Origin of the sequence: Rodentibacter myodis (genome assembly GCF_001999305.1) — a bacterium.
Classification (GTDB): domain Bacteria; phylum Pseudomonadota; class Gammaproteobacteria; order Enterobacterales; family Pasteurellaceae; genus Rodentibacter; species Rodentibacter myodis.
Genome location: NZ_MLHQ01000008.1, coordinates 111,533 through 138,404 on the forward strand (window position 1 = coordinate 111,533; position 26,872 = coordinate 138,404).

General features: G+C 39.9%; 23 protein-coding genes, 3 tRNA genes and 2 pseudogenes. 3 read left to right on the forward strand and 25 right to left on the reverse strand.

Translation table 11 applies throughout. From position 1 onward, the window contains the following. Positions 1-65: 65 nt before the first annotated feature. The 20 genes and pseudogenes from ssb to thrA form a co-directional block, all read right to left on the reverse strand. A pseudogene (gene ssb / locus BKL49_RS02935) lies at positions 66-419 on the reverse strand (single-stranded DNA-binding protein); the annotation flags it as partial. Between the two features lie 21 nt (positions 420-440). Then, entirely contained in the window at positions 441-632 is a 192-nt protein-coding gene (locus BKL49_RS02940) for a hypothetical protein (protein WP_077423137.1), read from the reverse strand. Between the two features lie 247 nt (positions 633-879). Then, complete coding sequence (locus BKL49_RS02945; protein ID WP_077423138.1) at positions 880-1,383, reverse strand: hypothetical protein; 504 nt, start codon at positions 1,381-1,383, stop codon at positions 880-882. Positions 1,384-1,465: 82 nt separating this feature from the next. Next, positions 1,466-2,023, reverse strand: a complete 558-nt coding sequence (locus tag BKL49_RS02950) for a hypothetical protein (protein ID WP_077423139.1) — start codon at positions 2,021-2,023, stop codon at positions 1,466-1,468. A 220-nt stretch (positions 2,024-2,243) separates the two neighbouring features. Next, complete coding sequence (locus BKL49_RS02955; RefSeq protein ID WP_077423140.1) at positions 2,244-2,735, reverse strand: DUF3158 family protein; 492 nt, start codon at positions 2,733-2,735, stop codon at positions 2,244-2,246. Positions 2,736-2,750: 15 nt separating this feature from the next. Then, on the reverse strand, positions 2,751-3,491 hold the full coding sequence (locus BKL49_RS02960; RefSeq protein ID WP_077423141.1) for a PFL_4669 family integrating conjugative element protein: 741 nt from the start codon (positions 3,489-3,491) through the stop codon (positions 2,751-2,753). A 297-nt stretch (positions 3,492-3,788) separates the two neighbouring features. Continuing rightward, complete coding sequence (locus BKL49_RS12465; RefSeq protein ID WP_208607794.1) at positions 3,789-5,015, reverse strand: STY4528 family pathogenicity island replication protein; 1,227 nt, start codon at positions 5,013-5,015, stop codon at positions 3,789-3,791. A gap of 270 nt (positions 5,016-5,285) precedes the next feature. Then, complete coding sequence (locus BKL49_RS02970) at positions 5,286-5,849, reverse strand: DUF2857 domain-containing protein (RefSeq protein WP_077423142.1); 564 nt, start codon at positions 5,847-5,849, stop codon at positions 5,286-5,288. After that, complete coding sequence (locus BKL49_RS02975; RefSeq protein ID WP_158074780.1) at positions 5,842-7,596, reverse strand: ParB family protein; 1,755 nt, start codon at positions 7,594-7,596, stop codon at positions 5,842-5,844. The genes BKL49_RS02970 and BKL49_RS02975 overlap by 8 nt, the downstream gene beginning before the upstream one ends. A 10-nt stretch (positions 7,597-7,606) precedes the next feature. Beyond that, a complete protein-coding gene (gene dnaB / locus BKL49_RS02980; protein WP_077423144.1) occupies positions 7,607-8,983 on the reverse strand; it encodes a replicative DNA helicase in 1,377 nt (458 codons plus the stop codon). Between the two features lie 12 nt (positions 8,984-8,995). Then, positions 8,996-9,814, reverse strand: a complete 819-nt coding sequence (locus BKL49_RS02985; protein WP_077423145.1) for a ParA family protein — start codon at positions 9,812-9,814, stop codon at positions 8,996-8,998. Between the two features lie 65 nt (positions 9,815-9,879). Beyond that, positions 9,880-9,955, reverse strand: a tRNA-Lys gene (locus BKL49_RS02990). A gap of 49 nt (positions 9,956-10,004) precedes the next feature. After that, positions 10,005-10,091, reverse strand: a tRNA-Leu gene (locus BKL49_RS02995). A gap of 4 nt (positions 10,092-10,095) precedes the next feature. Then, positions 10,096-10,171, reverse strand: a tRNA-Gly gene (locus BKL49_RS03000). A gap of 147 nt (positions 10,172-10,318) precedes the next feature. Beyond that, positions 10,319-11,203, reverse strand: a complete 885-nt coding sequence (hflC, locus tag BKL49_RS03005; RefSeq protein ID WP_077423146.1) for a protease modulator HflC — start codon at positions 11,201-11,203, stop codon at positions 10,319-10,321. Beyond that, complete coding sequence (gene hflK, locus BKL49_RS03010; protein ID WP_077423147.1) at positions 11,203-12,417, reverse strand: FtsH protease activity modulator HflK; 1,215 nt, start codon at positions 12,415-12,417, stop codon at positions 11,203-11,205. The genes hflC and hflK overlap by 1 nt, the downstream gene beginning before the upstream one ends. A 111-nt stretch (positions 12,418-12,528) precedes the next feature. After that, positions 12,529-13,233 (reverse strand): 4'-phosphopantetheinyl transferase family protein, encoded by a 705-nt coding sequence (locus BKL49_RS03015; RefSeq protein WP_077423148.1) that lies wholly within the window; start codon positions 13,231-13,233, stop codon positions 12,529-12,531. Between the two features lie 192 nt (positions 13,234-13,425). Beyond that, on the reverse strand, positions 13,426-14,700 hold the full coding sequence (gene thrC / locus BKL49_RS03020; protein WP_077423149.1) for a threonine synthase: 1,275 nt from the start codon (positions 14,698-14,700) through the stop codon (positions 13,426-13,428). Positions 14,701-14,766: 66 nt separating this feature from the next. Beyond that, positions 14,767-15,711: a homoserine kinase gene (gene thrB, locus BKL49_RS03025; RefSeq protein WP_077423150.1), complete on the reverse strand. Its 945-nt coding sequence runs from the start codon at positions 15,709-15,711 to the stop codon at positions 14,767-14,769. Positions 15,712-15,723: 12 nt separating this feature from the next. After that, positions 15,724-18,171 (reverse strand): bifunctional aspartate kinase/homoserine dehydrogenase I, encoded by a 2,448-nt coding sequence (thrA, locus tag BKL49_RS03030; RefSeq protein ID WP_077423151.1) that lies wholly within the window; start codon positions 18,169-18,171, stop codon positions 15,724-15,726. A 307-nt stretch (positions 18,172-18,478) separates the two neighbouring features. On the opposite strand from thrA, the gene BKL49_RS03040 reads away from it, so the two are divergent. Continuing rightward, positions 18,479-19,183 (forward strand): YggS family pyridoxal phosphate-dependent enzyme, encoded by a 705-nt coding sequence (locus BKL49_RS03040; RefSeq protein WP_077423153.1) that lies wholly within the window; start codon positions 18,479-18,481, stop codon positions 19,181-19,183. 62 nt (positions 19,184-19,245) lie between these two features. Here BKL49_RS03040 and BKL49_RS03045 read toward each other — a convergent pair whose 3' ends face one another. From BKL49_RS03045 to BKL49_RS03065, 5 genes and pseudogenes are all read right to left on the reverse strand, one after another. After that, the gene (locus BKL49_RS03045) at positions 19,246-22,056 is read right to left on the reverse strand and encodes a valine--tRNA ligase (protein WP_077423154.1); all 2,811 of its coding nucleotides are present in this window, start codon (positions 22,054-22,056) and stop codon (positions 19,246-19,248) included. 10 nt (positions 22,057-22,066) lie between these two features. Next, positions 22,067-23,140: a hypothetical protein gene (locus BKL49_RS03050; protein WP_077423155.1), complete on the reverse strand. Its 1,074-nt coding sequence runs from the start codon at positions 23,138-23,140 to the stop codon at positions 22,067-22,069. Further along, positions 23,137-23,461 (reverse strand): annotated as a pseudogene (gene yqfB / locus BKL49_RS03055) (N(4)-acetylcytidine aminohydrolase). Before yqfB ends, BKL49_RS03050 begins: the two are co-directional and overlap by 4 nt. 40 nt (positions 23,462-23,501) lie before the next feature. Further along, positions 23,502-24,062, reverse strand: coding sequence for a hypothetical protein (locus tag BKL49_RS03060; RefSeq protein ID WP_077423156.1), 561 nt, complete (start codon positions 24,060-24,062; stop codon positions 23,502-23,504). Positions 24,063-24,086: 24 nt separating this feature from the next. Continuing rightward, positions 24,087-24,518 (reverse strand): DNA polymerase III subunit chi, encoded by a 432-nt coding sequence (locus BKL49_RS03065; RefSeq protein ID WP_077423157.1) that lies wholly within the window; start codon positions 24,516-24,518, stop codon positions 24,087-24,089. 228 nt (positions 24,519-24,746) lie between these two features. Here BKL49_RS03065 and fumC point away from each other — a divergent pair, with 228 nt between their 5' ends. Both fumC and BKL49_RS03075 read left to right on the forward strand, forming a co-directional pair. Next, positions 24,747-26,141 (forward strand): class II fumarate hydratase, encoded by a 1,395-nt coding sequence (fumC, locus tag BKL49_RS03070; protein ID WP_077423158.1) that lies wholly within the window; start codon positions 24,747-24,749, stop codon positions 26,139-26,141. Between the two features lie 127 nt (positions 26,142-26,268). Then, on the forward strand, positions 26,269-26,871 hold the full coding sequence (locus BKL49_RS03075; protein WP_077423159.1) for a hypothetical protein: 603 nt from the start codon (positions 26,269-26,271) through the stop codon (positions 26,869-26,871). Position 26,872 lies beyond the last annotated feature (1 nt).

The window sequence follows — 26,872 nt, forward strand, 5'->3', positions numbered from 1 at the left end:
GAACGGTTGTTTCTATTTTATAGTAAAATGTCATCATCAAAGTCATCCGCTGTCGATTGTGTCATTGTAGCCGTTTGGTTTTGTGGGCGAGAACCTAACATTTGCATCATATCTCCCTGAATTTCAGTGGTATAACGATCTTGACCATTCTGGTCTTGCCATTTACGGGTACGCAAACGACCTTCCACATACACTTGAGAACCTTTTTTCAAGTATTCCCCACAGATTTCCGCTTGACGACGGTAGAACACAATACGATGCCATTCTGTGATTTCTCGACGTTCACCGGTATTTTTATCCGTCCAACTTTCACTGGTTGCGACACTAATATTTGCTACGGCATCTCCGTTTGGCATAGTGCGAATTTCGGGATCGTTACCAAGAAATCCCACAATAATTACTTTGTTTACGCCAGCCATAAAAACTCCTTATTAAAAAAATTATTCATCCCAATTTTCTGCATAGATGTGATTTTTAGTTTTCAACTGATTTAACTGGTTAATCACATCAATCGCTAATCTTTTTTCATCATTCTCGTTGAAAGGCGATTTAACTTTCTCGTACTCTACTGAAGAGTCAACCACAGGCTTTCCATCGATACTAATACTGAAATGAATGTTCACGTTTCCCATAATATTGCTCCTAGTGCGTTATTTTATGAATTACTATCCAGGTTAAATCTTCATAACTTGAATTAACTGGAAGTGATTTTGCACAGATAATCAAAAATAATTAAGAGAAAATTCACTTGATAGGTGGGAGAATTATGAGCTGTTTATATTCACGTAGATCCTACGCGAATATAAACAGGAAGATTTTATTGCTATGAAATTAAACGGGTTAGCAGAACCTATTTATGAAACCTGTAATAGATAGTATTTACGGTTTATCATGATCAGTTCCTACTTCATAAACAATATCTCTCTTTTCAATATTTGAATAAAGATACAAACGTTTTCTAATAATATACTCCACAAGACTACGATAAAAATCTTGGATGATCTCCAATTCATCCTGCTTTTTATTCTTTAGAAAAATGTCAATTAGGCTGAGAAGAGTAGGACTAAAAACTACCTTTAAAATTTCATTATCTGAATAATAGTCCAGTGAAGGATATAGCCAATCTAATACAAGATCAGATTCAAAAGTAAAAAATTTATAGGGATTCCAAAGAATTTCTCTCAATAAGATACCCATTTCACCAAGTGTTAATTTATGTTCAGAACGGAAGGATTCCAAAGGGTTAGTGTTTATATAGCATCGATTAGAAAAAGTACGTTCCAAAAATGCTTCTAATTGGCTTTCTTGCTCTTTTAATAGAAATTTTTTTAATCTCCAGCGGAGATATAGGTAACGTAAACGTTGATAATATGGCAATTTCATGATTACCTCTACAAATAAACTTGATAGAGATGTTACTTATCAAAAAAATAAAAAACAACCATTAATCAAATACTTTATAAAATTAAAAAATATTTCCTATTTTATTAATAAAAATAAGTAATTCAGGAATGCTTTGAAATATAGTGATTGATGTTGTAATGATGCCGATAATCACTGTACAACATAACTTAAACTGATTTTTAGTATTTAAAGTTTGAATTTCTTGGGCGATTTGAAATACCAGTTCTGAAGAAGACTCATTCATTTTTACAAGCGCTCTCATCTTATTTCGCAAAGTGATAGGTAAGTCAGATAGAAATCCCATATTTTGATAACGTAGAGAAATTTTCCGTAAATAAGCTAACTTAGCTTCATCATTAAAATCACTATCACCCTCTAATTCAACAAGTAACCCAAATAATGTGGTACAAACTTCATCATATTTAAGCTTAGTTTTAGCAATATAAATATCCAATGAGTCATCGTTAAAAAAATCTCTTAGCAATGCATTCCTAATGATTTTCTTCAACTCCGTCATACGGGCTTGTTGGTGATATTTATAAAATCCCCAGATTATCGCAAAACCAATTAGATCAAACACAATCAGAAATGTGAGATTCATTTTATCAGGCTCAGACATAATTACTCCTTAAAAGTGATGCACTGCTATGTATTCGCACTTGAAAATATCACACTTCACTTAAATTATCATTGCCTTTTCCTCGTCAAAGGTAAGGGACTCGTTCCCTTACCTTTAAGGGCCTTTTATTTAAACCTTTACAAGCAATGGATTTCAAAGGTTTACAAGCAATAATAAAAAGGCTCTACAAGCAACGGAAAAATCATAGGCATTAAGATTTTCACTCTCCGCCTTGAAATAACACATCAATTTTTTCTATTTTTTCAGCACAATCTGACAACTGGCGCATAATCGAAGTCAGTATGGCAACTTGCATGTTGAGAACAAGACGCTCCTTTTCTATCTGCACCATAGACTTCCTTACCTCGTAGGAATAATGCGTATCTCCAACAATATTTTCCCACGCACTCTGTCCGCTTTTATTATTTCTTAAATTGCGCCAACGTAAATAAGCTGCCCCGGCACTACTTCCTGACGCATCACGATAAAGAAGAAGTGGAAGCGTCCCAACCAGGGTATCCGTGATATTTCGAACAAGCGTAGGGTAGTTAGCTGTCATTCCATCGCGAGCTGTACGAATTTGTGCCAGTAATAACTTAATTTCTTCAGCAGAAGATAATTCACCGAAAAAATTTCGCATAAGCCCATTAATATTATGCTTAGCGGCAAAATCACGATACATTGCTTCAGGAATTAATGTATGAATTTTCATTATGATACATTGCTCCTAATCTAAAATTTCATCGTTATTAACCGCACTTGAGTGAATATTTGGTGCAAAACGTGCACGACGTGTTCCCTCTAAAATATCCTGCGGCAGTTCAAGTTTAAAGCGTTGTCGAGCTTCTTGATAACGAGGAGAATTATTACGTACATCTTGACGGGTAATTCCACTATGCCGATATGTGTCAATCACACCAAAACAACGACGCAATAAAATTGAGCCGGCTTCAAGCCATTCTCTAGCTTCAGATTTGGTCAATAATGCAATATAAGCAGCGGTCATCGTAGTTTTTGCCAACGTATCAAACTCACAGAGTAAATAAATCAATTTGTATGCTAACGGTGAATCTGCGTAAATTTGATAAATAGCCGGTTCAATATTAGTACAACGTTGAATATCAATGCCGTCAGGAAGCTGTTCGGCATGTATCGCGACTAAATTGGCAATGAGTTTTTTCATTTGCTCAGTATTATTGAGTACCATATTCTCAAACTCAATGAGATAATAATCGGCATAAGGATCGTCATTTGCCGCATCTTTTTGTAGCTGAGAGAGTAGTGATAAACACCCGGGGATACTTAAAATACCGGGACGAACGATCTTTTTTCCCTCGCGAACAACCGGACGCCCCTGCCACATTCTTGTCGCATATTGAGAATGCAACGTTAATGTAATTTCACTACGAAGTGCTCCTATTTGAGATGGCGTAGATTGTGGTTCATAAGCTGTATTTTCTGAAGTCATGTGTTACCTCTTCTTTATGTAAATGTCACGTTGTGATTATTTTTTAAACTAACTGCCGCCACTGGTGGCACTTTGTCTATTTTTTGTACTAACTGCCGCCACTGGTGGCACTTTGTCTATTTTTTGTACTAACTGTTGCCACTGGCAACACTTTGTCTATTTTTTGTACTAACTGTTTCCACTGGCAACACTTTGTCTATTTTTTGTACTAACTGTTTCCACTGGAAACACTTTGTCTATTTTTTATACTAACTGTCATCATCGGTGACACTTAGGCAATATTTAACCTGTCCCAGTCTACACACGCATCAGTCCGGCAAGTTTGCGAATAGCATCAAAATCAACGCCATCCTTCAACTGAGGGCGTTCAATTAAACCGGGTAATACCCGTTTAGCACTGCCGGTTTCTCCGGCTTGAATGGTTGCTGTGTGACGATTCTTATTCAGCCAATACGGTTTAAATTCTCCACTGTTAGCGCGTTTTACTAAGTTAAATAAATAACCGGCAGGTTTTGCCACTTTGCCATCCTGAATACGTTGTTTTGCTTCAAAAATGACAGCTTGTAATGTGTCTTGATCTAACTTCATCATCTCATTCGCAATAGACTGTTTTTCCAATGCGCTTAATTTGAATTGTGCCAATTCTGAATAAATAAATTCTGTATGTTTCGTTTTAGTACTAGTACTGTACTGAGTATTTATAGTACTAGTACTGTACTGTGTCCCTACCGAGTTCCTTAATGGAACTGAGCCTAAAATCAATGACTTATCATCATTTTCAGGACTGAGTTCCCTATTGGAACTTGGGTTATTTTTACTGAGTTCCATTTTGGAACTTGGTAAATTGTTCGTTTTTTGACTAAGTTCCGCTTCGGTTTTACTAAGTTCCCGAGTGGAACTCAGTAATTTTTGTTGTGTTTTTTCGATAGCTTGAGCCAAATTCGTCGGCAATGTTGCAGCCACTGGAGTTGCACTTTGTTGTTGACTAAAGGCTAAATAACGTTCACGGATAATTTCAATATGCGAGACTAAATGCCATAAGCTATCCGGACTTTGCACGACCTCATCAACAATAGAAAAGGCAACATCACGCAATATCGGATCGCGATGCTTTGTCATTTTTTCAACAAAACGAAGGTAATCATCATTAATCACTAAACTATCGGCAATACTAAAGGGTTCATCATTCATAACATACACATTACCCAATATTTGTCCGTGACTATTTCTGACTGTTTCACATAATGTTAACCATCGCGTTAAACGTAAGAGCATTATCGTTTGGCTGACAACCTTACGCGATATCGGTTTTTGTTGATAACTTCGATCCGAAAGCCATAATGCCAAAGTATCGTAAGAAGGAAATATTGCCCCTTTAAACTGCATTGAATGCAACTTAATAAGTTGCCAAGCCATCTTTGCTCTTGAGGTTAAATACTTATCCATTAATAATCGAACCGGGACGGTTTCATGGCGGTTGCCAACAAACAGCAATCCTTGAAAGTCTTTATTTTCCGGTGACATTTTTTTACTCCATTTTTTGTGAGACTTTTTTATTGCGATATTGGAGCATTTTTATATACTTACTATCGCTTTACAGGCTCTACAGTCTTTATAGTCTTCATCGTCACAACTTTGTACGACTATTGTTTAGCGTCGCTTACCGCTTAAACTTGCAGACTGTGAGCCAATAGACCATTGTTGTTGGTCTGTTTATACTTCCAATATTGAGATACAACTCATTCAACTAATTCAAAAAGCGAGTTTGTCAGGCTCGCTTTTTTATTCTCAAAATTACTTGCCCTCTTTCACCCAAGCAGAAACAAGACGCCAAACTTCCGTTAAACTAAGCTCGGTTTCTTCTGCGATATGCATCAATAAATCAAGCCCTTCTGTTGAACGTTCAATTTCATTGGCTTCAATCGTGTGTCTATTTTCTTGCCAAAGCTGCCACACTTTTAATTCATCTTGTTCATCCGCATTTCTCTTACGACCGATATGTTCTTTGATACCTAATAGTTTTCGACGGGCAGACACTTCAGAGGAACTCCAACCAAATCGATTGCGTAGCATTTCGCCTGAAATCCCCAAATTTAAAGCCCGATCGATAGTATTGCGTTCTTGTGAATTAACGCGTACCGACTCAATTAAATTCCAAAAGACAGAATGGTTAATCTGAATAGAAGCAAATGAGCTACTGCTATCACAAAGCTCACAAATTTCTTCTGTCGTGAGGTTCATAATGGAAGCAAGCTCAGATTCATCAAATCCTAACTGATAGCAATAATTCAGCTCACCGCGACGAATATGGGCAATAATTTCTGAAATCACGGCTTGATTTAAATTCGCATTAAGCATCTTGACCTCCGGTGTGCTGCATATTGATATAGCGATGTAAACGAATTAAACGGAATAAGCGAACCAACATTAAATCAGACATCGCACTCCCAATGAGATAATCCGAATTTAATAGATTAATCTGTTGGACGGCTTGTGATTCCGTTGCCAATGCAGTTAATAAGTGGTAAATAAATAAAGTAAATTCAGGATATTCTTGTTCATCAAGGGGAAGCATACGATAACTGTAATCAATCGGATCATGCTGAACATGTTCAACAAACGCGCCAAGTCCTACACTCTCTGCAATATCTAAAGCAAGTGAATAGGCTTCCATTTTATGTTTGCGGTTCGGGTAAACTTTCCAAATATTGGTAATGGGTTGTTTACCGCAGTTTGCAAATTCCAATCCATTCAATGCTGCTTCTTCTTGACGTTGTTTTTCTGGATTTACTCCCGGTGTTAATCCTAAATCACTAAAGTGCTGCATAACCGATGAAGAAAAGTCATCATTAGCCAGTCCCAAATCCGGTAATGATGGAAGCTGACCCGCCGGCACAGAAGAAGCATCATCGGTGTTAATTTGAAATGATGTTGAAGGAGGTGGCGTATCTTCATCATCATTCTCAACAATGTCACGTGGTGATTTTTGTGCCAATTTTTTAGGTTCAGATGTCGTTACAGTTCGTCCTTCCGATTTAGATTGTTGTCCTCGAGCTTCTTCAGCCCGACTTTCACTATCTTGTGTTCGCTGTAAAATCTCCGGTTGTTTTTCTATCAGTTTTTGGCGTTTTTGCTCGGCAAGATCGATCTCAAATTTAAAAGTTTCATAAGGGACTTGATAATTAAAGGCTTCGGTAATATTGCCGATCAGTTGATCTTGAAAATCATTCAGCACGAATTCATCCGGTTCTTCATCAAACCCGGTAAGCGAATGCATCCAAACCACATCAAAGTCTTTATTCGTAGGATGGTCTTCGGAATGTTTTTCCCAGGAAAGCTGTGCGTTACGACGAATGGTTAGCAGTTTCTCAATCTGAGGTTTTCCCATCCCATTTAGGAGAATATTGGGAATATGCGGATATAAATACGTCAAACATTGTTCCATTCTAGCTATTATGGAATATGAAATTGGATAGCCATTCTCGCCCAATTTTTCAGAAAGCTTACGATGGGAAAAATACTCACCGTATTTTTTCTCATATAAATTCTTCACATCACGAATACCGAGAGCTTTCTCAATAAAAGAAAGATCACCACGAACATCATTTTCAGCCAAATGACCGATCAAGATATTCAGTTGTGAATTAATATCGTCCGCTTCCCCCTGCCAAGGCTTGAAAATACATTCAATCGACCAAAAACGACTTTCTTTAGTTTCTCTAAATAATTCGTTCAACGCTTGTAAACGGGTGTTTCCGCCATCTAAAATGGTGTAAAAATTATCGCCCGGACGTTGTGTGACATTCGGTGCGTGATCAAGTCCACGTGATTTTATGGACGCTTTAATATCCTCGTAAGCCGGATTTTTTGTACGACGCGGATTACCCTCATAAGGTCGAAGTTGATCCAATGTTATCGTAATTAAACGATTACCGCCCTGTGTGTTCATCTCCGTTGAAATAGATTGATAGGGATTTAAAGATTGGCTTTGCACCATCTTTTCATATTCCGGTGAATTGTTCATTATCGCCGGTGTAGATAATGCTGCCATCATTTGTTTGGCCCGCTCTTCTTTATTTTTAGAAGGCGCAAAGGGATTTTTCATACTCATTTCATCATCTCGCTAATCTTTCATATTCTTCGTCCGGGATATTCTCAAAAAGTGAGAACTCCCCCTTAAATTGGCTTAATACGGTACCAACCGGCCCATTACGCTGTTTCGCGATGATAATTTCTGCAATTCCCGGTCTTTCCGTATTATCGTTGTACACTTCATCCCGATAGATGAATAAAATCATATCGGCATCCTGCTCCAGAGAGCCTGAATCTCGTAAGTCTGATGAAATAGGACGCTTATCTGCACGTTGTTCTAAATTTCGATTTAACTGGGACAGGGCAATAATCGGGCAGCCAATTTCTTTTGCTAACTGTTTTAACTGCGTGGAAATACTGCTGATTTCTAAGTTCCGGTTCTTCCCATCTTTATAGGTCGGATCAGACATCAGCTGTAAATAATCAATAATGATCACTGACGGTACGCCATATTTCCGTACATTACGACGGACTTTCGTGCGCAGAAGCTGAGGAGTGAGATAGCTGTTATCGTCTAATAACAAACGATTTTTCCATTGATGTGCAATCAGTCCAAATGCATTGCCAATCCTTGTCCATTCCGTTTCATCAATTTGAATTGCTTGACGTATTCGCTGTAATGGGACTCGGGCAAGTGCTGCCAATAAACGTTGCATAATTTGTTCTGCCGGCATTTCAAGACTGTAATACTGAACTGTATTTTCTTCATTCTGTTCAAGTGCGGCTTTCAAAAAAGTGAGAGAAAGTGCGGTCTTTCCCATAGAAGGACGTGCAGCAAGTAAAATTAAATCACCGGATTGGGAACCGGTAGTATTAATATCAAGACGATCAATACCAAATGAGGTACCGGTAACAGGAGAGAGTTTATTTTTACTCTCTTCCATTCTGTTTACTACGCGGGCTAATACCTCAGATAAATCAACATTCGTCTCTTTATCTGAACGGTTGAGTGTTAATTCAGTGAGTCGCTTCTCCGTATTTGAGATCAATTCATCAAGTGATGTTTGTGAATTAACTTTTCCGGCTTCTTTTTTGAGTAAATCCCCTAATGCATAGAGCTGACGGGTTTGGCTGTCTGTTCGTACAATCTTGGCATAAGCTTCAACATTAATTGCACTCGGCGTTTTTTGTGTGATTTCAGCCAAATAAGCAAGACCGCCACACTCCTCAAGCCAATTTTGTTGTTTTAATGCATGCTCTACCGTCACCATATCCGCCGGTTCATTATTCATAAGCAACTGACCTATGACTGTAAACATTAAGCGATGATGACCAAGATAGAAATTATCTGCCGTCACAATAGAGCTTAATTCATCCCATTTGTTGTTATCCAAGAGCAATCCGCCTATAACGGATTGTTCTGCTTCAATATTACAAATAATGGAAGGTTGGTTATTCATCTTTCCCCTCCATTAAAGTGCTTGGAATTTATCAATCCATTGAGGAAAAAGAGAAATGCAGAGTTGGCGAATATTCTCTTTTTCATCCTTGTTATGACGATGAACGGGAAGGGCAAGACTAGCCGCTTCACGATAAGCGACACGCGCCGGAATCGCCAATTCAAGTAATTCCATATAAGCATCATTACTTTCAGCAAAGAGCTTACGTAGGCTTTCTACAACAGATTTGGCATCGTTGGTTTTATCTAAACAGTTAATAACCGCTTTTAATTGGGGGAGTTTGAAACCATGTTTGGTGAAGACTTGAAGTTGCTGATACAGACCGATTGTGCCACGAACAAATTCTCGAGCGGAAAGTAACTCAGGTTTGAGCGGAGAAATCACTAAGTCACTTGCTAATACGGACATATCAACCGTAATGCCCTTCGTTCCTCTCGTATCAACCAAAATTAAATCATAATTTTCTAAGGAGCGGACAAGGTCGTTAAAACGCAACATCCCATCTGGGGAATTACGTAAATGGGTTGTTATCGCATCGGTTGGATCGTTTGATTGGATAATATCGAGATTAGAATACTCTGTTTTTGAAATAACTTGATCGGGGTTTGTATTACTTTGAATAAGAAACTCAAAGAGTCCCTGTGGAGCTATATAATCTAAGGTATAGTAAGTAGATAAAGTCGGTTGAACATCTGTGTCAATCATCAGTGTACGCAAACCACAATCCGCACAAAATGCCCCGATATTGGCGACATTTGTTGATTTAGTTACTCCACCTTTAGTGGACATTACAGTGACAATAAACGCTGAATTTGGAGATAAATTTTCCATAGTTAAACTCTCTAGTTAAGAGCAAACTAATGAAAAGTCTAGGATAGGTAATTTAGGATAATAAATGGTGGGTCGTGAAGGATTCGAACCTTCGACCAACGGATTAAAAGTCCGCTGCTCTACCGACTGAGCTAACGACCCAAGTATAGGATTTTAAAGGAGTTTTTTTACAAATTGAGACTTTGTAAAATGGTGCCCGAAGCCAGACTTGAACTGGCACGCCTCGAAAGGCGAGGGATTTTAAATCCCTTGTGTCTACCGATTCCACCACTCGGGCAAATTGGAGCGGGAAACGAGGCTCGAACTCGCGACCCCGACCTTGGCAAGGTCGTGCTCTACCAACTGAGCTATTCCCGCGCTTGCTGTTGCGAAACAACGCGACGTATTCTACTGATTTATAAAATGCTGTCAAACAAAAATCATAAAAATTTATTTGATTGCTTAAAAATAACCCAAAAATAAAAAATGCGATCAAAACTGACCGCACTTTTATATGATTTAAAATTATTTTGGTGCTTGCATAAAACGGAAGAAATCACTATCCGGTTTTAAAATCATCATATTGTCCGAATTTGCAAAGCTCGCTTCATAGGCTTTTAAACTGCGCACAAAACTAAAAAATTGAGGGTTTTGAGAAAACGCATCGGAATAAAGTTTTGCCGCAGTTGCATCGCCCGAACCCCGTAATTCTTGTGCCGTTTTATTCGCATTGGCAAGAATTAATGTTACTTTACGATCAACATCTGCCTGAATAAATGCAGCTTTTTCTTTACCTTGCGAACGGTGTTCACGTGCGACTGCATCACGTTCTGCCCGCATACGTTGGTAAATGGAAGAAGAAACCTCATCGGGTAAATTAATTTGTTTCACACGAACATCAATCACTTCAATACCTAATTCCGCCGTGCTGTCTTGTCCTGAATTTAATGCTTTCTTCGCCCCTTCCATTAATTCACCACGCGTTCCCGACACAATATCTTTGATCGTGCGTGTACCAATTTCGGAACGCAAACGGTCATTCACTTTACGGCTGAGCAGGCTTGCAGCTTGGTTATAATCGCCACCGCCGGTTGAAGTATAAAAACGACCAAAATCACTGATTTTCCATTTCACATAAGAATCCACCAGAAGGTCTTTTTTCTCTACGGTAACAAAGCGTGTAGCCGAGCCGTCTAAAGTACGAATACGCGCGTCCAATACTTTCATTGTATCAATCATCGGCATTTTGAAATGCAACCCCGGCTCATAAACCACCACTTTGTTATCGGCGTCACGTTGCACTTTGTTAAAACGCAACATAATGCCACGCGTTCCTTCCGTTACGACCACGACACTGGAATAAATCACTGCCACGAGAACAAAAATAATTGGTAATAAAAATTTACGCATTAGTTAAATCTCCCTTGGCGAACCGGTTCTACTGTTGTTGGTTGAGTGTGGGATTGTGCTTCCTGTGGGGATAAAACAGGGGCGGAATTGACCGCACTTTGTGCTTTAGCTGCTGCTTTTTTCCCCATAATCTGCTCGAGCGGTAACACCGTTAAGTTATTACCATTATTGCCATCCAACATAACTTTTGGTGTATTTGCCATCACTTTTTCCATCGTTTGAATGTATAAACGTTCACGCAATAAATCCGGCGCGGCTTTAAATTCCGGCAATAGACGTTGTAAACGCTCTACTTCCCCTTGTGCATCCAACACAATTCGTTCTTTATAAGCAGTCGCTTCCTCAATAATGCGTTGTGCATCCCCCCGTGCAATCGGCTCTTTCTCACGGGCATAGGCTTCTGCCTCACGAATAAAACGTTGCTCGTCTTCTTGCGCTTTAATGGCATCGTCAAAGGCGTCTTTCACTTCTTCCGGCGGACGGGCAGATTGGAAATTCACATCAATGACTTCAATCCCCATATCATAAGGCTTGATAATTTCATTCAATGCTTTCCACGTATTTTCACGCACCACCGCACGACCGGTTGTTAAAATATCATTCATTGTCATATGACCAATCACATAGCGCAATGCACTGTCCGTAGCTTGATTCAAACTATCATCGGCATTTGTAACACTAAAGCGATATTTCGCCGGATCTTGCACACGATATTGCACGGTCATTTCAACCTTCACCATATTTTCATCTTGGGTTAACATCGCCCCTTGGGTTTTCAGCTCTTTCACTCGTTCCACATTCACCGGTAAAACTTTATCTACAAAAGTAGGCTTCCAGTTTAAGCCCGGTTGAACAATGGAATGTAATTCACCAAAACGCAAAACCACACCACGTTCCGCTTCTTTTATGGTGTAAAAACCGCTTGCTCCCCAAATAATTGCGCCTAAGGCAATCGCAATAGGTAAGGCTTTGCCAAAATTAATTGGTGTTGTCGGCGTATTGTTTGAACTGCCCTGATTTTGACCCTTCTTTTTACCGTTCCCACCGAGTTTTTTCAGCAAATTATTGAAGATTTCTTCAATATCCGGTGGCGATTGTTCTTGATTACCGCGATGTTGATTTGAACCCCATCCGTTATTTGATGCGTCAGGTTTTTGTTCATTGTTCTGTCCCGGCTTACCCCAAGGATCCTGTCCTGAACCATTCTGTGACATATCGTTCTCCGTTTGTAAAAAAATTGTGACGAGTTTAGCGAAATAATGGGGATTCGTCCATTAAAATGCAAGGCAATAAAAATCCTTGCGCAATTTCAAGGATTTTTGTGTTTAATTCACTTGATAACGAATCAGATGCCTAAGTGTTTTTTGTTCCAACCTGTCCCCATTCCATTGAAAAAAGTGCGGTCGATTTTGAACCGAATTGACAAATGCAGCAAAATAAAAAGGCAATTCATCGGTAAAAATTAATTCCCCTTGTGGACAATAATCCGAAAAAATTTTGTATTCATTGGGTAGATGACGTACTTCCGACAATTTCACAATGCCTACCCCCTGCGATTTCAATACAGCTTCACGCAAACACCAACAACGATAAAAAGCATTTTCGGCAGGTTGTCGTGTAAACCAATTCACTTCATCATCAGGTGCGAAATATTCCATTAATGCAAGAAAATTCCGTTTTTTAGGCAATTCAATGTCAATACCGACCGCACTTTGGTTATCCTCTTGAACATTCAACAACACTGCCACCCAGTCACCGGAATGGCTGATGTTAAAATCAATCGTTTCGTTGCGAAAATAAGGTCGCCCACTTTCTGTATGCTGAATTTGCCCTAAAAGTGCGGTTGATTTTCTTGCCATTTTTAACAATTCCCATAACAAAAAGTGAGCCAATCTGCGACATTGATGACGTTGTTTCACGCGGAAATTTTCAGAAGGTGCCGCAGAGAGGTTTTCAGGAACGAATTCCAAAGGAATCTCATTGAACGCAAAAGGTTGCCAAATGTTGGCGTAAGCAATAAAAGTTGGCATAAAAACACATCGAAAAGCAATAATCTCTAGAAAAGGAAAAGTGCGGCAAAATCAACCGCACTTTTTATCATTTCCAGCATTATACCGCCATTGCACAATAAATAACGCTTAATGAAATAAACTAATACGGAGGTAAAATATTTGTATTTATGCGGAGCAGGTTATTTTTGTACGTTGGCTACATAACACCGATTATTTCAACAAATAAGCACGTAATTGGGCAAAATCATTATCCATTTCATCAGAAAGCAATGGCAGTTTATTATGTTTATCCAACGCTTCCGGAAGTGGCAACTCAAGATCCAAAATACGTTCAACAGATTCTTTAAATTTTGCCGGATGTGCCGTGCAAAGGAAGATACCGGTTTCATCTGCTTTAAGTTGATCTTTCAACACTTGATATGCAATCGCACCGTGTGGCTCACAAATATAACCTTTGGCTTGCATTGCTTTTAACGTTGTTTCCGTTTGTGCATCGGTCAGCATTCCCGCCCCTAACTCCGCTAAACGCCAGCCATTACGTTTGAATAACTCTTCTACCCGAGGCCAGTTGTTTGGACGACTCACATCCATTGCATTAGAAAGGGTTGCAACAGTCGCTTTCGGCGCCCAATTACCGGATTGTAAATAACGAGGTACAGTATCGTTGGCGTTTGTTGAGGCAATAAAACGTTTAATAGGTAAGCCTAAAGTTTTCGCAATTAATCCTGCCGTTAAGTTGCCAAAGTTACCGCTTGGTACGGAAACCACCACATTATCACGTTTTTCTTTTGGCAACTGTGCCACTGCTTCAAAGTAATAACAAATTTGGGCGAATAAACGGCTGATATTAATGGAATTTGCCGAATTTAATCCAATAGCCTCACGCAATTCGGCATCATCAAAGGCTTGTTTAACCAATGCTTGGCAAGCATCAAAATCACCGTTAATGGCTACGGTGCGAATATTTCCACCGAGGGTGCAGAATAATTTTTCTTGTAATGGGCTGATTTTTCCTTTCGGGTATAAAATCACCACATTAATATTTTCTAAACCATAAAATGCGTGTGCCACCGCCGCCCCAGTATCACCGGAAGTGGCAGTTAAAATAGTAATTTTGCCATCACCACGCACTGCAGCCAGTGCTTGCGCCATAAAGCGACCACCAAAATCCTTGAAAGCTAATGTTGGACCATGGAAAAGCTCAAGAGCATAAATGTTGTCTTCCACTTTCTTTAAAGGTGCTGGAAAGGTGAACGCATTTTTAACCATCGTATTTAAGGTTTCTGTTGGAATTTCATCACCAATAATAGCAGAGAGAATTTTTTGACTGCGTTCAACAAGTGGAAGATCCAATAATTCATTGATATTGGAAAGCTGTGGAATGGTTTCAGGAAAAAATAAACCTTGATCTTTGCCAAGCCCTTGGCGAACCGCTTGGGCAAAATTAACTTGTTGTTCCGGGTATTTGATATTGTATAAATTCATAATCAATCCAGTTTGGTTAGTTTAAAATTGTACAATTTGAAATTATTGTTTATTGACGAATAACGGCTACTTAATTTCCCGTGCCCCAGCATTATCCACCTTGCAGATATGCACAAACCCTTCATTATTCTGCAAATAATGATTTTCTAAGTAGGTGGCAAGTTTTGTCGCAGTTTGTAAATCCGGTGCAATAGAGAAAATTGTTGGACCTGAACCTGAAATACCGGTTGCCAATGCCCCCAAATCCCGTGTTGCCTGTTTTACTTCTGCAAAATTTGGCAGTAAAGATTCGCGGTATGGCTCGGCAATCACATCTTTCATCATAATCGCCGCCAAATTTTCTTGCTGTGTGTGACAAGCGTGAACAAAACCGCCTAAATGACGACCGTGTGCAATCACATCTTGTCGGGTATAACTTTTTGGCAAAATGGCACGGGCTTCTGCAGTAGAAACTTCGATACCCGGGTATGCCAACACCCAATACCAGTTATCAAAAAATGGCAGTTTTTGGCAAATATTGCCCAATGATTGCACCATAAATTGCACACCACCAAGGTAACAAGGGGCAACATTATCATAATGAATGGAGCCTGAAATACGCCCTTCCAATTCTCCCATCATTTCTAACAATTCCATTTTGGAAAAGGGTTCATTGTGGAATTGATTAAGCGCAACCAGTGCAGCCACAATAGAGCAAGCACTTGAACCAAGTCCCGAACCAATCGGCATATTTTTTTCAAGGGTTAAGCGCAACGGTTTTACATTGCTACCACGTAGTTTTAAGCGTTCACTAAATAGCACATAGGCTTGATAAACGATATTTTTTTGAGGCTCTTTAGGCAATTTACGGACAAAATAACCCGCACTTTCCAATTCAAAACCACTTGCGATAGCTTCAATTTGAACCACATCGCCTAATAATGAGCCATCAATCGGAGAAATTGCCGCCCCTAACGTATCAAAACCCACACTAATATTTGCACTGGAGGCCGGTGCATAAATTCGTAACATTGGAAATCCTTCTTAATGTTGTAAAGTTCTTAAAATATCGGCAAAAATTCCCGCTGCCGTTACTGCGTTACCCGCACCATAACCACGCAATAATAATGGAATTGGCTGATAATAACGGGTGTAAAATGCCAACGCATTTTCACCGTCTTTCACTTTGTAAAGCGGATTGTTTTGCCCTACCGCAACAATAGAAACCTTACATTTTCCCTCGCTGATTTGTCCGACATAACGCAATACTTTATCTTCTGCTTTAGCCGCTTCAACACGGGCTTTGAAATCCGCATCTAACTGTGGCAGCATTGCCATAAATTCATCGGCAGATTTGCCTTCTGAAAATCCTTTTGGCAATACACCTTCTACTTCAACATCGGATAATTCCAATTCAAGACCGGCTTCACGGGCGAGAATCAAAAGTTTACGTGCCACATCTTGACCGGATAAATCATCACGCGGATCAGGCTCAGTAAAGCCTTTTTCACGTGCAAGTGCGGTCACTTCTGAAAGCGAAAATCCCTCTTCCAATTTGCCGAAAATAAAGGAAAGAGATCCTGATAAAATCCCTTCAAAACGCTCTAATTCATCACCGGCGGCAAGAAGATTTTGTAAATTTTCAATCACCGGTAAGCCTGCTCCTACATTGGTTTCATATAAAAACTTATGTTGGCTTGCCTGTGCATTTTTACGTAATTCGTGATAGTACGCCAATTCACGTGTATTCGCTTTTTTATTTGGAGTAACTACGTGGAAACCTTCTTTCAAGGCTCGTGCGTAAAGCCCCGCAACGGATTCTGCCGAAGTACAATCCACAAATACCGGATTGACAACGTGATGTAATTTGATGAAGGAAAGCAACACATCAAAATCGGAAGGTTGGGTCGCATTTTCAAGATCGGTTTTCCAATCATCCAAATTTAAACCGTTTTGATCAAGCAACATACGGTTAGAATTCGCAATAGCACACACTCGAATCTCAATATCTTTCTTTGCCAAATACGCCTTTTGTTGCTTTACCTGTTCAATCAGCTCGCCACCGACGCCACCTACGCCCACAAGGAACATATCCACGACTTTTTTGTTATTAAAGAGTGCTTGGTGCGTTGCTTTCACCGCTTCAATGGCTTTATTTTGCGGCACAACAGCAGAAATAGAACGCTCACTTGACCCTTGAGCAATTGCCACAATGCTGATATTGGCTTGTGCCAAGGCAGAGAAGAAACGTGCCGCAATGCCTTTCGCTTCTTTCATACCATCGCCCACTACAGAAATGATCGACATATCTTTAATAACATCAATTGGTTCTAACTGGTGCGCCTTTAATTCATTTGCAAATTCGGCTTCAAGTTCTGCTTTTGCCGCTTCCGCTGATTTCACCGGTACGCAGAAACTAATGCTATATTCGGAAGAAGATTGGGTGATCAAAATCACAGAAATACCTGCTTTTGACATCACAGAGAACACACGAGATGCCATTCCCACCATACCTTGCATACCGGGGCCGGACACATTAAACATCGCTAAATTATCTAAATTTGTAATCCCCTTCACCTGTAAACCTTCGGATTTTACATTGCCATCAATGATCGACCCCGGCGCGGAGGGATTACCGGTATTCTTAATTACACAAGGAATGTTTTTTGGCAACAATGGCCCAATGGTACGCGGATGAATCACTTTCGCCCCAAAATAAGAAAGCTCCATTGCCTCACGATAAGAAAGAGTTGGCAATAAACGGGCATCCGGTACTAAACGGGGATCACAAGTATAAACACCATCCACATCCGTCCAGATTTCACACACACTCGCCCCTAAACAAGCTGCCAAACAAGCCGCGGAATAATCTGAACCGTTACGGCCTAAAAGCACTAATTCGCCTTTTTCATTTCCGGCAGTAAAGCCTGCCATTAACACAACATTGTCTTTTGCAATGCTTGCCGCATCCACACGCTTGGTTGATTCGGCAATCTCTACGGAAGATTCTAAATAACCGCCTTTTGCCAATAATTGTTTAACCGGATCCACAATATGCACCGTATAACCACGTGCCTCAAACCAAGCCTTCATCATTGCGATAGAAAGTTTTTCACCACGACAATCAATAGTCGCTTTGACGGCATCTTCTACTTTTCCGGCTTGCCGAATTTCCTCTAACAAACTTTTAATTTGAGAAAATTCCGAATCAATGAGGGCTTTTGTGCCATTTAAGTCAAATTGATGATTTTCGGCGTGTAACCCATTAATAATATTGTAAAAAATCTCAAGTGCTTCGTTGAAATGGGTATCGGTAGGTTGATTTAATGCTGCTTTTTCAGAAAGGGCGACAAGATGATTGGTGATTTTGGCGGGGGCGGATAACACACCTGCTGCCTGTTCTTCTAAATGAGCCTGTTCGATAAGTTTGGCTGCTTGAGAAAAACGTTCCGGATTCGCAAGCGAAGTGCCACCAAATTTAAGTACGCGCATATTGATTCTCCTAGATGTTGTATTTTTAAATTTATAAAAAAACCCGCATTCGGCTGGAATGGCGGGTTTTCGGTGTCCTGTATTTTATGCACTAACCCGCGCCATTTTGCATCGTAATGGTGAGCATAATAATGGTCGTGGCAAAAGTGCGGTGATTTTTCATTGTGTTTTTGTCTTTCAAAACGAATGCGCTAAGAAATACCCAAATTTACTTAGCTTGTCAAACGGAAAATCGGAATTTAATGGAATTTTTCTCAAGGCATTAAATTTCGTGTAAACTAACCGCACTTTTAACAAGGAGCATTCAGTGGATATTCAGCACAATTTACAACAAATTCATCAACAGATTCATACTGCCTGCGAACAAGTCCAACGCAAAACCAACACAGTAAAACTGCTTGCCGTATCAAAAACAAAACCGACCAGCGATATTTTGGCAGCCTATCAAGCCGGTCAAACTGCATTTGGCGAAAATTATGTACAGGAAGGCGTAGAAAAAATTCAGTATTTTGAAGCGCAAGGGATCAAACTTGAGTGGCATTTTATCGGCCCTTTGCAATCAAATAAAAGCCGTTTGGTGGCTGAAAATTTTGACTGGATGCAAACTCTTGATCGTGCAAAAATTGCTGACCGCCTAAACGAACAACGCCCGCCCGACAAAACACCATTAAATGTATTAATTCAAATTAATATTAGTGAAGAAGAAAGCAAATCCGGTATTTCTCCTGAAGAAATGCTTGATTTAGCAAAACATCTCGAAAATCTACCGCACTTACGCCTGCGTGGTTTAATGGCAATCCCTGCTCCAACAGAAAATCTTGACGAGCAAGAATGTGCCTTTAAAAAAATGGCAGCGTTATTCAACCAACTCCAACAAGCCTTGCCAAATCAACAAATCGATACCCTTTCTATGGGAATGACAGACGATATGCCAAGTGCCATAAAATGTGGCTCAACAATGGTTCGCATTGGCACGGCGATTTTTGGAGCGAGAGATTACACGCAAAAATAAACGATTTAGAACAAACAAAAAACACCGACCTAAAAAGAGTCGGCGTTTTTGATGATTTAAATTTAAAGCGCCTCAATCGCCTTATACTGCTCACGGATTTTTTCCAATCCGGATTGGTACTCCGCCATTTTTTCACGCTCTTTGGCAATCACGGCTTTCGGTGCTTTTGCCACAAAGGCTTCGTTGCTAAGTTTGCCTTCAATGCGTTTCACTTCATTTTGATATTTTTCAATCTCTTTGGTTAAACGGGCAAGCTCGGTTTCTTTATTAATGAACCCTGCCATTGGTACAAGAATTTCAGTGTTTCCCACTAATTTCGCTACAGCAAGCGGCGCATTTTCACCTTCACTTAGCACTTTTGCACCATCGAGTTTTGCCATTGCACATAAAAGTGCGGTCTGTTTTTCAAGAATTTTTTGTTCATCGCAACTGATGTTACGGAACAATAAATCCAACCCTTTACTTGGTGCAATATTACATTCCGCACGAACATTACGCACGGCAACAATCACTTCTTTTAACCAATTGATTTCACGTTCTGCCTCTGGATCAAATGCCGCTTCATTCACTCTTGGGAATGGCTGCAACATAATGCTATCCGCTTCAATACCGACAAAACCTTTCACTTTTTGCCAAATTTCTTCGGTGATAAACGGAATAAGCGGATGGGCTAAACGCAATAGTTGCTCCAACACACGCACCAGTGTTTGACTTGCCGCACGGATTTGTGCCGTGCTGCCGTTAGCAAATACCGGTTTGGTTAATTCTAAGTACCAATCGCAGAACTGATTCCAAGTAAATTCATAAATTGCATTTGCACATAAGTCAAAACGGTATTGATTTAGCGCATTACGGAACGTTTCTACCGTGCGATTAAACTCAGATTCAATCCAGCGATCAGCCACTGAAAATTCAACATCACCTTCGCTTAAATCTAATTTTTCATTGGTGAGAACAAAACGGCTGGCATTCCACAATTTGTTGCAGAAGTTGCGATAACCTTCAAGACGCTTCATATCCCAATTAATGTCCCGTCCGTTACTGGCAAGGGCGGCAAGAGTAAAACGCAATGCATCCGTACCGTGTGCGGCAATACCGTTCGCAAATTCTTTGCGGGTCGCTTTAGCGATTTTTTCCGCTAATTGCGGTTGCATCATATTGCCGGTGCGTTTTTCCAATAAATCTTCAAGGCTAATACCGTCAATCATATCAATCGGATCGAGTACATTTCCTTTAGATTTGGACATTTTTTGCCCTTGCTCATCACGAATCAACCCTGTTACATAAACGGTTTTAAACGGCACTTGCGGTTTGCCGTTTTCATCCTTGATAAAGTGCATTGTGAACATAATCATTCGGGCAACCCAGAAAAAGATAATGTCAAAGCCCGTGATCAACACATCGGTTGGGTGGAACATTTTCAGTTCTTTGGTTTGCTCCGGCCAGCCTAAAGTGGAGAACGTCCACAAGCCCGATGAGAACCAAGTATCCAACACATCTTCATCTTGTTTTAACGGTAAATCGGCAGAAAGATTGTATTTTGACCGCACTTCTTCTTCGTTGCGAGCCACATAAATATTCCCTGCTTCGTCATACCACGCCGGAATACGGTGTCCCCACCATAACTGACGAGAAATGCACCAATCTTGAATATCACGCATCCAAGAGAAATAGAGGTTTTCATATTGTTTCGGCACAAATTGAATTTCGCCGTCTTCTACCGCTTTGGTAGCCACTTCCGCAAGCGGTTTAACGCTCACATACCATTGATCGGTCAAATACGGCTCAATCACCACACCAGAGCGGTCGCCGTATGGGCGTTTTAATTCGTGCGGCTCAATTTTTTCTAAGTAGCCTTCTGCTTCTAAATCCGCCACGATTTTTTTACGCGCTTCAAAACGATCCAAGCCACGATAACGTTCCGGAGCATTGTCGTTGAGGGTTGCATCCGGATTCATTAAATTGATAATTTCAATATCGTGCCGTTTACCTACTTCGTAGTCATTAAAATCGTGTGCCGGTGTGATTTTCACACAGCCTGTCCCAAATTCAGGATCAGGGTAAGGGTCAGCAACCACGGGGATAATCCGATCCGTCATTGGCACGTGTACCATTTTACCAATTACATCCTTATAACGTTCGTCATCAGGGTGAACTGCCAAACAGCCGTCTGCCAAAATGGTTTCTGGACGCGTGGTGGCAATATGCATTGCACCGCCACCAAAGGTTTCGGATTTATCCACAAACGGATAGCGAACGTGATACATAAAGCCTTTTTCATCACGGTTTTCCACTTCCAGATCGGAAATTGCGGTAAGTAATTTTGGATCCCAGTTTACTAAACGTTTACCACGATAAATCAGTCCTTCTTCGTGTAAGCGAACAAACACTTCTTTTACTGCATTGGACAAACCTTCGTCCATTGTGAAACGCTCACGTTCCCAGTCAATGGAGTTGCCCAAACGGCGCATTTGTTGGCTGATCGTCCCGCCTGAATAGGCTTTCCAATCCCAGATTTTATTAATAAAGGCTTCACGCCCATAATCGTGGCGAGTTTTGCCTTCTTCTGCCGCGATTTTACGCTCCACCACCATTTGGGTGGCGATCCCTGCGTGGTCTGTCCCTGCTTGCCAAAGGGTATTATGCCCTTCCATACGGTGAAAACGGATTAAGGTATCCATTAAAGTTTGTTGGAAGGCGTGTCCCATATGCAAACTACCGGTTACATTCGGTGGCGGAATGGCGATACAGTAACTTGCTACGTCAGGATTTTCAGTGGGCTTAAAATAGCCTTGTTGTTCCCAGTGTTGATAAAGGGCTTGTTCTACTGCAGACGGGTTGAAACGGTCTGCCATTTGGAATTTTGAGGTCATTGTTTTTTCTCTATTTAGTTAATTTAGATCCTAAATTCTTTAGTGTATCCGCTATTTCGTCTACTTTAACAAAAGCTGAATCTAAATATCGTTCTTTCATAATTTCTATTAAATCATAAATACTAATTTCTTTAATTAGGATATCTGGAGATTGTTTATCTTCTATTAATCTAGTTTCGCCTTTAGTTATAATCCAAATTTGCTTATCTGCATTTTCACTAAATGAAATGGTCTGTTTGACTATTTTGCCACTATATGTAGAACCGAAACTATAATTGATATTTATAGAATTTTTTATTATTTGGGATTCATAATTACTAATTTGGGTTATTTTCTCTTTTTCCCATGTAGAAGTGGACTTCAAAGTACAGTCATAAATAACTTCCAATCTATGTCCATTTGTAGATACGCTAGAAACCTTAAAAATACCATCAGCTCTTCCAGACGCCATATCTTTAGGTACAGCATAAATTTCAGGGATCCCAAGAGACTTTAAAATAAAGAAAGTAAAATCCTCAAACTCATGTCCTCTATGAATTTTTTCGAGGTTTAATTTCAATTTATCTAAAAATATATCAGTTAATTCTTTTGTATCTATTTGTATTTTCGAAGAAATACGTTCTATTTTAGAGTTTCTTATTAATTTTAGTTCATTAGCGAAGCATCTATTATCATCAACAAAATTAGGAATAAAACTAACAATATCTTCTTCTTTTAAGCTTTCAATTTCATCTTTTGACAATAAATCTTTATAAGAAGATTTTTTGCATAAGAAATCCTTTTTTTGATTACTATCAAGTTTATTGATAATAAGATCTCCATTGTCGAGTATTTTCTTTATGCTTGACTCTAAGCGTTGATCTGCAAGCTCCACATCATTAGCAAAAGTACCTTTTTCTGTAATATTAGATGTAAATTTAACTAATGCTCCTTCAACTAAAAATTTTATGTCTTTATCATTTAATCTTCCCTTGTAAGAGGTCTGCTTACATAGAAAATCTCTTGTCTGGTTTTTATCTACTTTATTAATAATAAGATCGCCATTACTAAGGACTTGTTTTATAGTTGATTTAATTTTAGTCATGATAACTCTTTTGTTATTTTGTTAAATTTTATTATATAAAACATCTGTTCATTCAGATAAATCCCCCGAATCACTTCTTTCAACTCCGTCAACGTCATATTCTCTTGCTTAACATGTTACCCTATATTAATTCCTCTAACCTAATAGGCAAAACACTACCTTGATGGTACAGAAATACTAATTATCCTTGAATCGACCAATACACGGAACATCGCCCATTTTAAAATGACTTTCAGACTTATCCCGAATGGTGATGGTTTTACGCCCTGCGAGAATATCGGCTTCAAACCGTTGGTAGGAAGTAATATCGTTTACTGGCATTTATCCTTTAAAAGTGCAGTTAAATTTCAGGGAGTTTTTATTACTGATTCAACCGAATCTCGCCTTTCACACGCTCAATCTCTAAAAACAAACGGCGTTCTTCTTGGCGGCAGAAGCTGTTTTCGCCTAATTTTGCTGCCTCAGGAGTGCAACGCACTTGAGCATATTGTGATTCAAGTTCTTTAAGTAAAGCTTTTTGTTCTTTTATATAAGTGCTTTCGTGGCTTGCTTTTGTTGCTTTTTTTCGTTTTTGCTTTGGTTCAGCCGTAACGGTCGCATTTTCGGTTTTAACGATGTTGGCTTTATCTGTCTCAGACGCCATTTTAGCTTTTTCTGATTCGGTTTTCGCTTCAGCAGAAATTGCTTCATCATTTTTCACGCTGATGGCACTTTCGTTTTCCGCTTTAGATACATCGTCAGACTTTTCCGATTCGGTGAGTTTCGTGTTTTCCGCCACGCCCTGTGTATTTTCGGAAAGTGCGGTCGATTTTTCCGTTGTTTTTATTTCTTGTGTGTTGGTTTCTTGATTATCGCACGCCGTTAAAGTGAAAACGCTTGCGCCAAGCAAGAGAGATAAAGCAAATTTCATTGGTGATTTCATAATAGACTCCATTAATTAAAGGGGTTACGCATTTTCAGTGGAAAGTTGCCACCCCTGCATACGTAACTGTTTATAGCGTTCTCGTGCTTGTGCTTTTTGCGTTTCTTCAGCGGGAACAAAATCAATCAATTGGGTGAAGCTGTGGCTAAATTCAGGGGTGTCTTGTTGCAAATTGATCAATAAATCCCGGCGTTGGACATTGCGTTTTCCCCGCCACGCAATTTCAATCGGCGCGGGATATTGTGTTGCCTCACCCGATAAATTATGTGGCACAAATTCATTCGGATCTCGCTGCCAAAGCATTTCATCAATATCGAGGGCTTGTTGCTCCGTTTCACAGGCAATTAAAATCCGTTTTCCTAAACGCCACGCGGAAGCCGCTAAATTGCACGCGAGTTGTTCAACCGTGAACGTGGTTTGTTCTGTCAGAATATAAAACTGCGCGTTTTTTGCCATTTTTGTCTCAATTTTGCCAAGCTACAAGGTGTGGAATTTTACCGAAAAATAGGAAGAAAATAAACGGTTTAATCGCTTATTGAACAAGCAAAAATCAACATAAAATCAACCGCACTTTTTATGATCTACATCACAAAACTGATTTTTGGTATTTTTGTTACGTTCCATTCATCCCCCTGAAGTGTTAAAATCGTGCCGTTTTTTATTCTACAAATTAGGAGTATCACAATGGCATTTCGTATTGAAAAAGACACTATGGGTGAAGTTCAAGTTCCTGTGGATAAGTATTGGGCGGCGCAAACAGAACGCTCACGCAATAACTTCAAAATCGGGCCGGCTGCCTCTATGCCGCACGAGGTTATTGAAGCCTTTGGTTATTTGAAAAAAGCCGCCGCATTTGCGAATCACGATTTAGGCGTGTTGCCGGCTGAAAAACGCGATTTAATCGCCCAAGCCTGTGATGAAATTTTGGCGAATAAATTAGATGATCAATTCCCGCTTGTGATTTGGCAAACCGGCTCCGGTACGCAATCCAATATGAACGTGAATGAAGTGGTGGCAAATCGTGCGCACGTTTTAAATGGCGGTAAACTTGGTGAAAAATCCATTATTCACCCGAATGATGATGTCAATAAATCCCAATCTTCAAACGATACTTTCCCAACCGCAATGCACATTGCGGCATATAAAAAAGTGGTAGAACACACCATTCCTTGCGTAGAACGTTTACAAAAAACCTTTGCAGCGAAATCCGAAGCCTTTAAAGATGTGGTGAAAATCGGTCGTACTCACTTAATGGATGCCACCCCATTAACGCTTGGTCAAGAATTCTCTGCCTATGCGGCACAATTAGATTTTGGTTTGCGTGCATTAAAAAACACCCTCCCGCATTTAAGCCAGTTGGCATTAGGCGGCACGGCAGTAGGAACAGGGTTAAACACCCCGAAAGGCTATGATGTAAAAGTAGCGGATTATATTGCGAAATTCACCGGACTGCCATTTGTCACCGCCGATAACAAATTTGAGGCACTGGCGGCACACGATGCCATTGTGGAAACCCACGGCGCACTTCGTCAATTAGCAATGAGCCTCTTTAAAATTGCCAATGACATTCGACTATTGGCTTCCGGCCCTCGTTCCGGCATTGGTGAAATTTTAATTCCTGAAAATGAACCGGGTTCATCCATTATGCCGGGCAAAGTGAATCCAACCCAATGTGAAGCGATGACAATGGTCTGCGCACAAGTATTTGGCAACGATACCACCATTGCATTTGTCGGCTCACAAGGTCACTTCCAATTAAACGTGTTTAATCCGGTAATGATTGCAAACTTCTTACAATCCGCACAATTGTTGGGCGATGCCTGTGTTTCTTTTGATGAACACTGTGCCGTAGGTATTGAGCCGAATTATCCTCGCATTAAACAACAACTTGAAAATTCATTGATGTTGGTAACCGCACTTAATACCCACATCGGCTATGAAAATGCGGCGAAAATTGCGAAAACGGCACATAAAAACGGCACAACATTACGTGAAGAAGCCATTAATCTAGGTTTAGTGTCGGCAGAAGATTTCGACAAATGGGTTCGCCCTGAAGATATGGTGGGCAGTTTAAAATAAACTTCCTTTAAAAATAACGGTCAAAGGCGGGCAACCCGCCTTTTTATTTGTGGATTTTTAGGCGGTTTTGCTATAATTCGCCCAATTTCATTCAACGCGACCCAATATTGAACCGTGAAATAACAATATGAAAATTAACTCTCTTTTGGCGGTCATTTTCGCCTTTTTTTCAACCGCACTTTCCGCCCATTGGCTGCCGGTTGGCAATGCAGAATACACTTGGGGCCCTTTCCTCGTTTATAGTGTGGCACTTTCATCCGAAACCGGTTCATACCAAGAAAATCAACGTCCATTGATGTTTTCCATCAAATATGAAAAACCCATTGAAGGGAAAAGTTTTGCCATTACCCTAATCAAAGAAATGGATGCCCAACAATTAAGTGCAGACGACACCACCGCTTGGTTGAAAAAAATGCAAGAAATCTTCCCCGATTTTTCACCAAACGATATTTTAAATTTTGTGGCATTAGATAATAAAGGCTACTTTATCGCCAACGACACCGTGCTAAATCACGAATTTGACGCCAAATTTACCCAAGCATTTGTGAATATTTGGCTTTCGCCGAAAAGTAGCTTTGTGAAATTACAACCACAACTGCTTGGCAAAGAAAAGAGCGGTCAAAATGACCAAAAATTTCAGTACCAACCCACAAGCGAACCGTTTGATGAAGAAAATTCAATGCCGGAACTGCCGCCTAACTATGAACTGAAAAAAGATTTGAACGGATAAC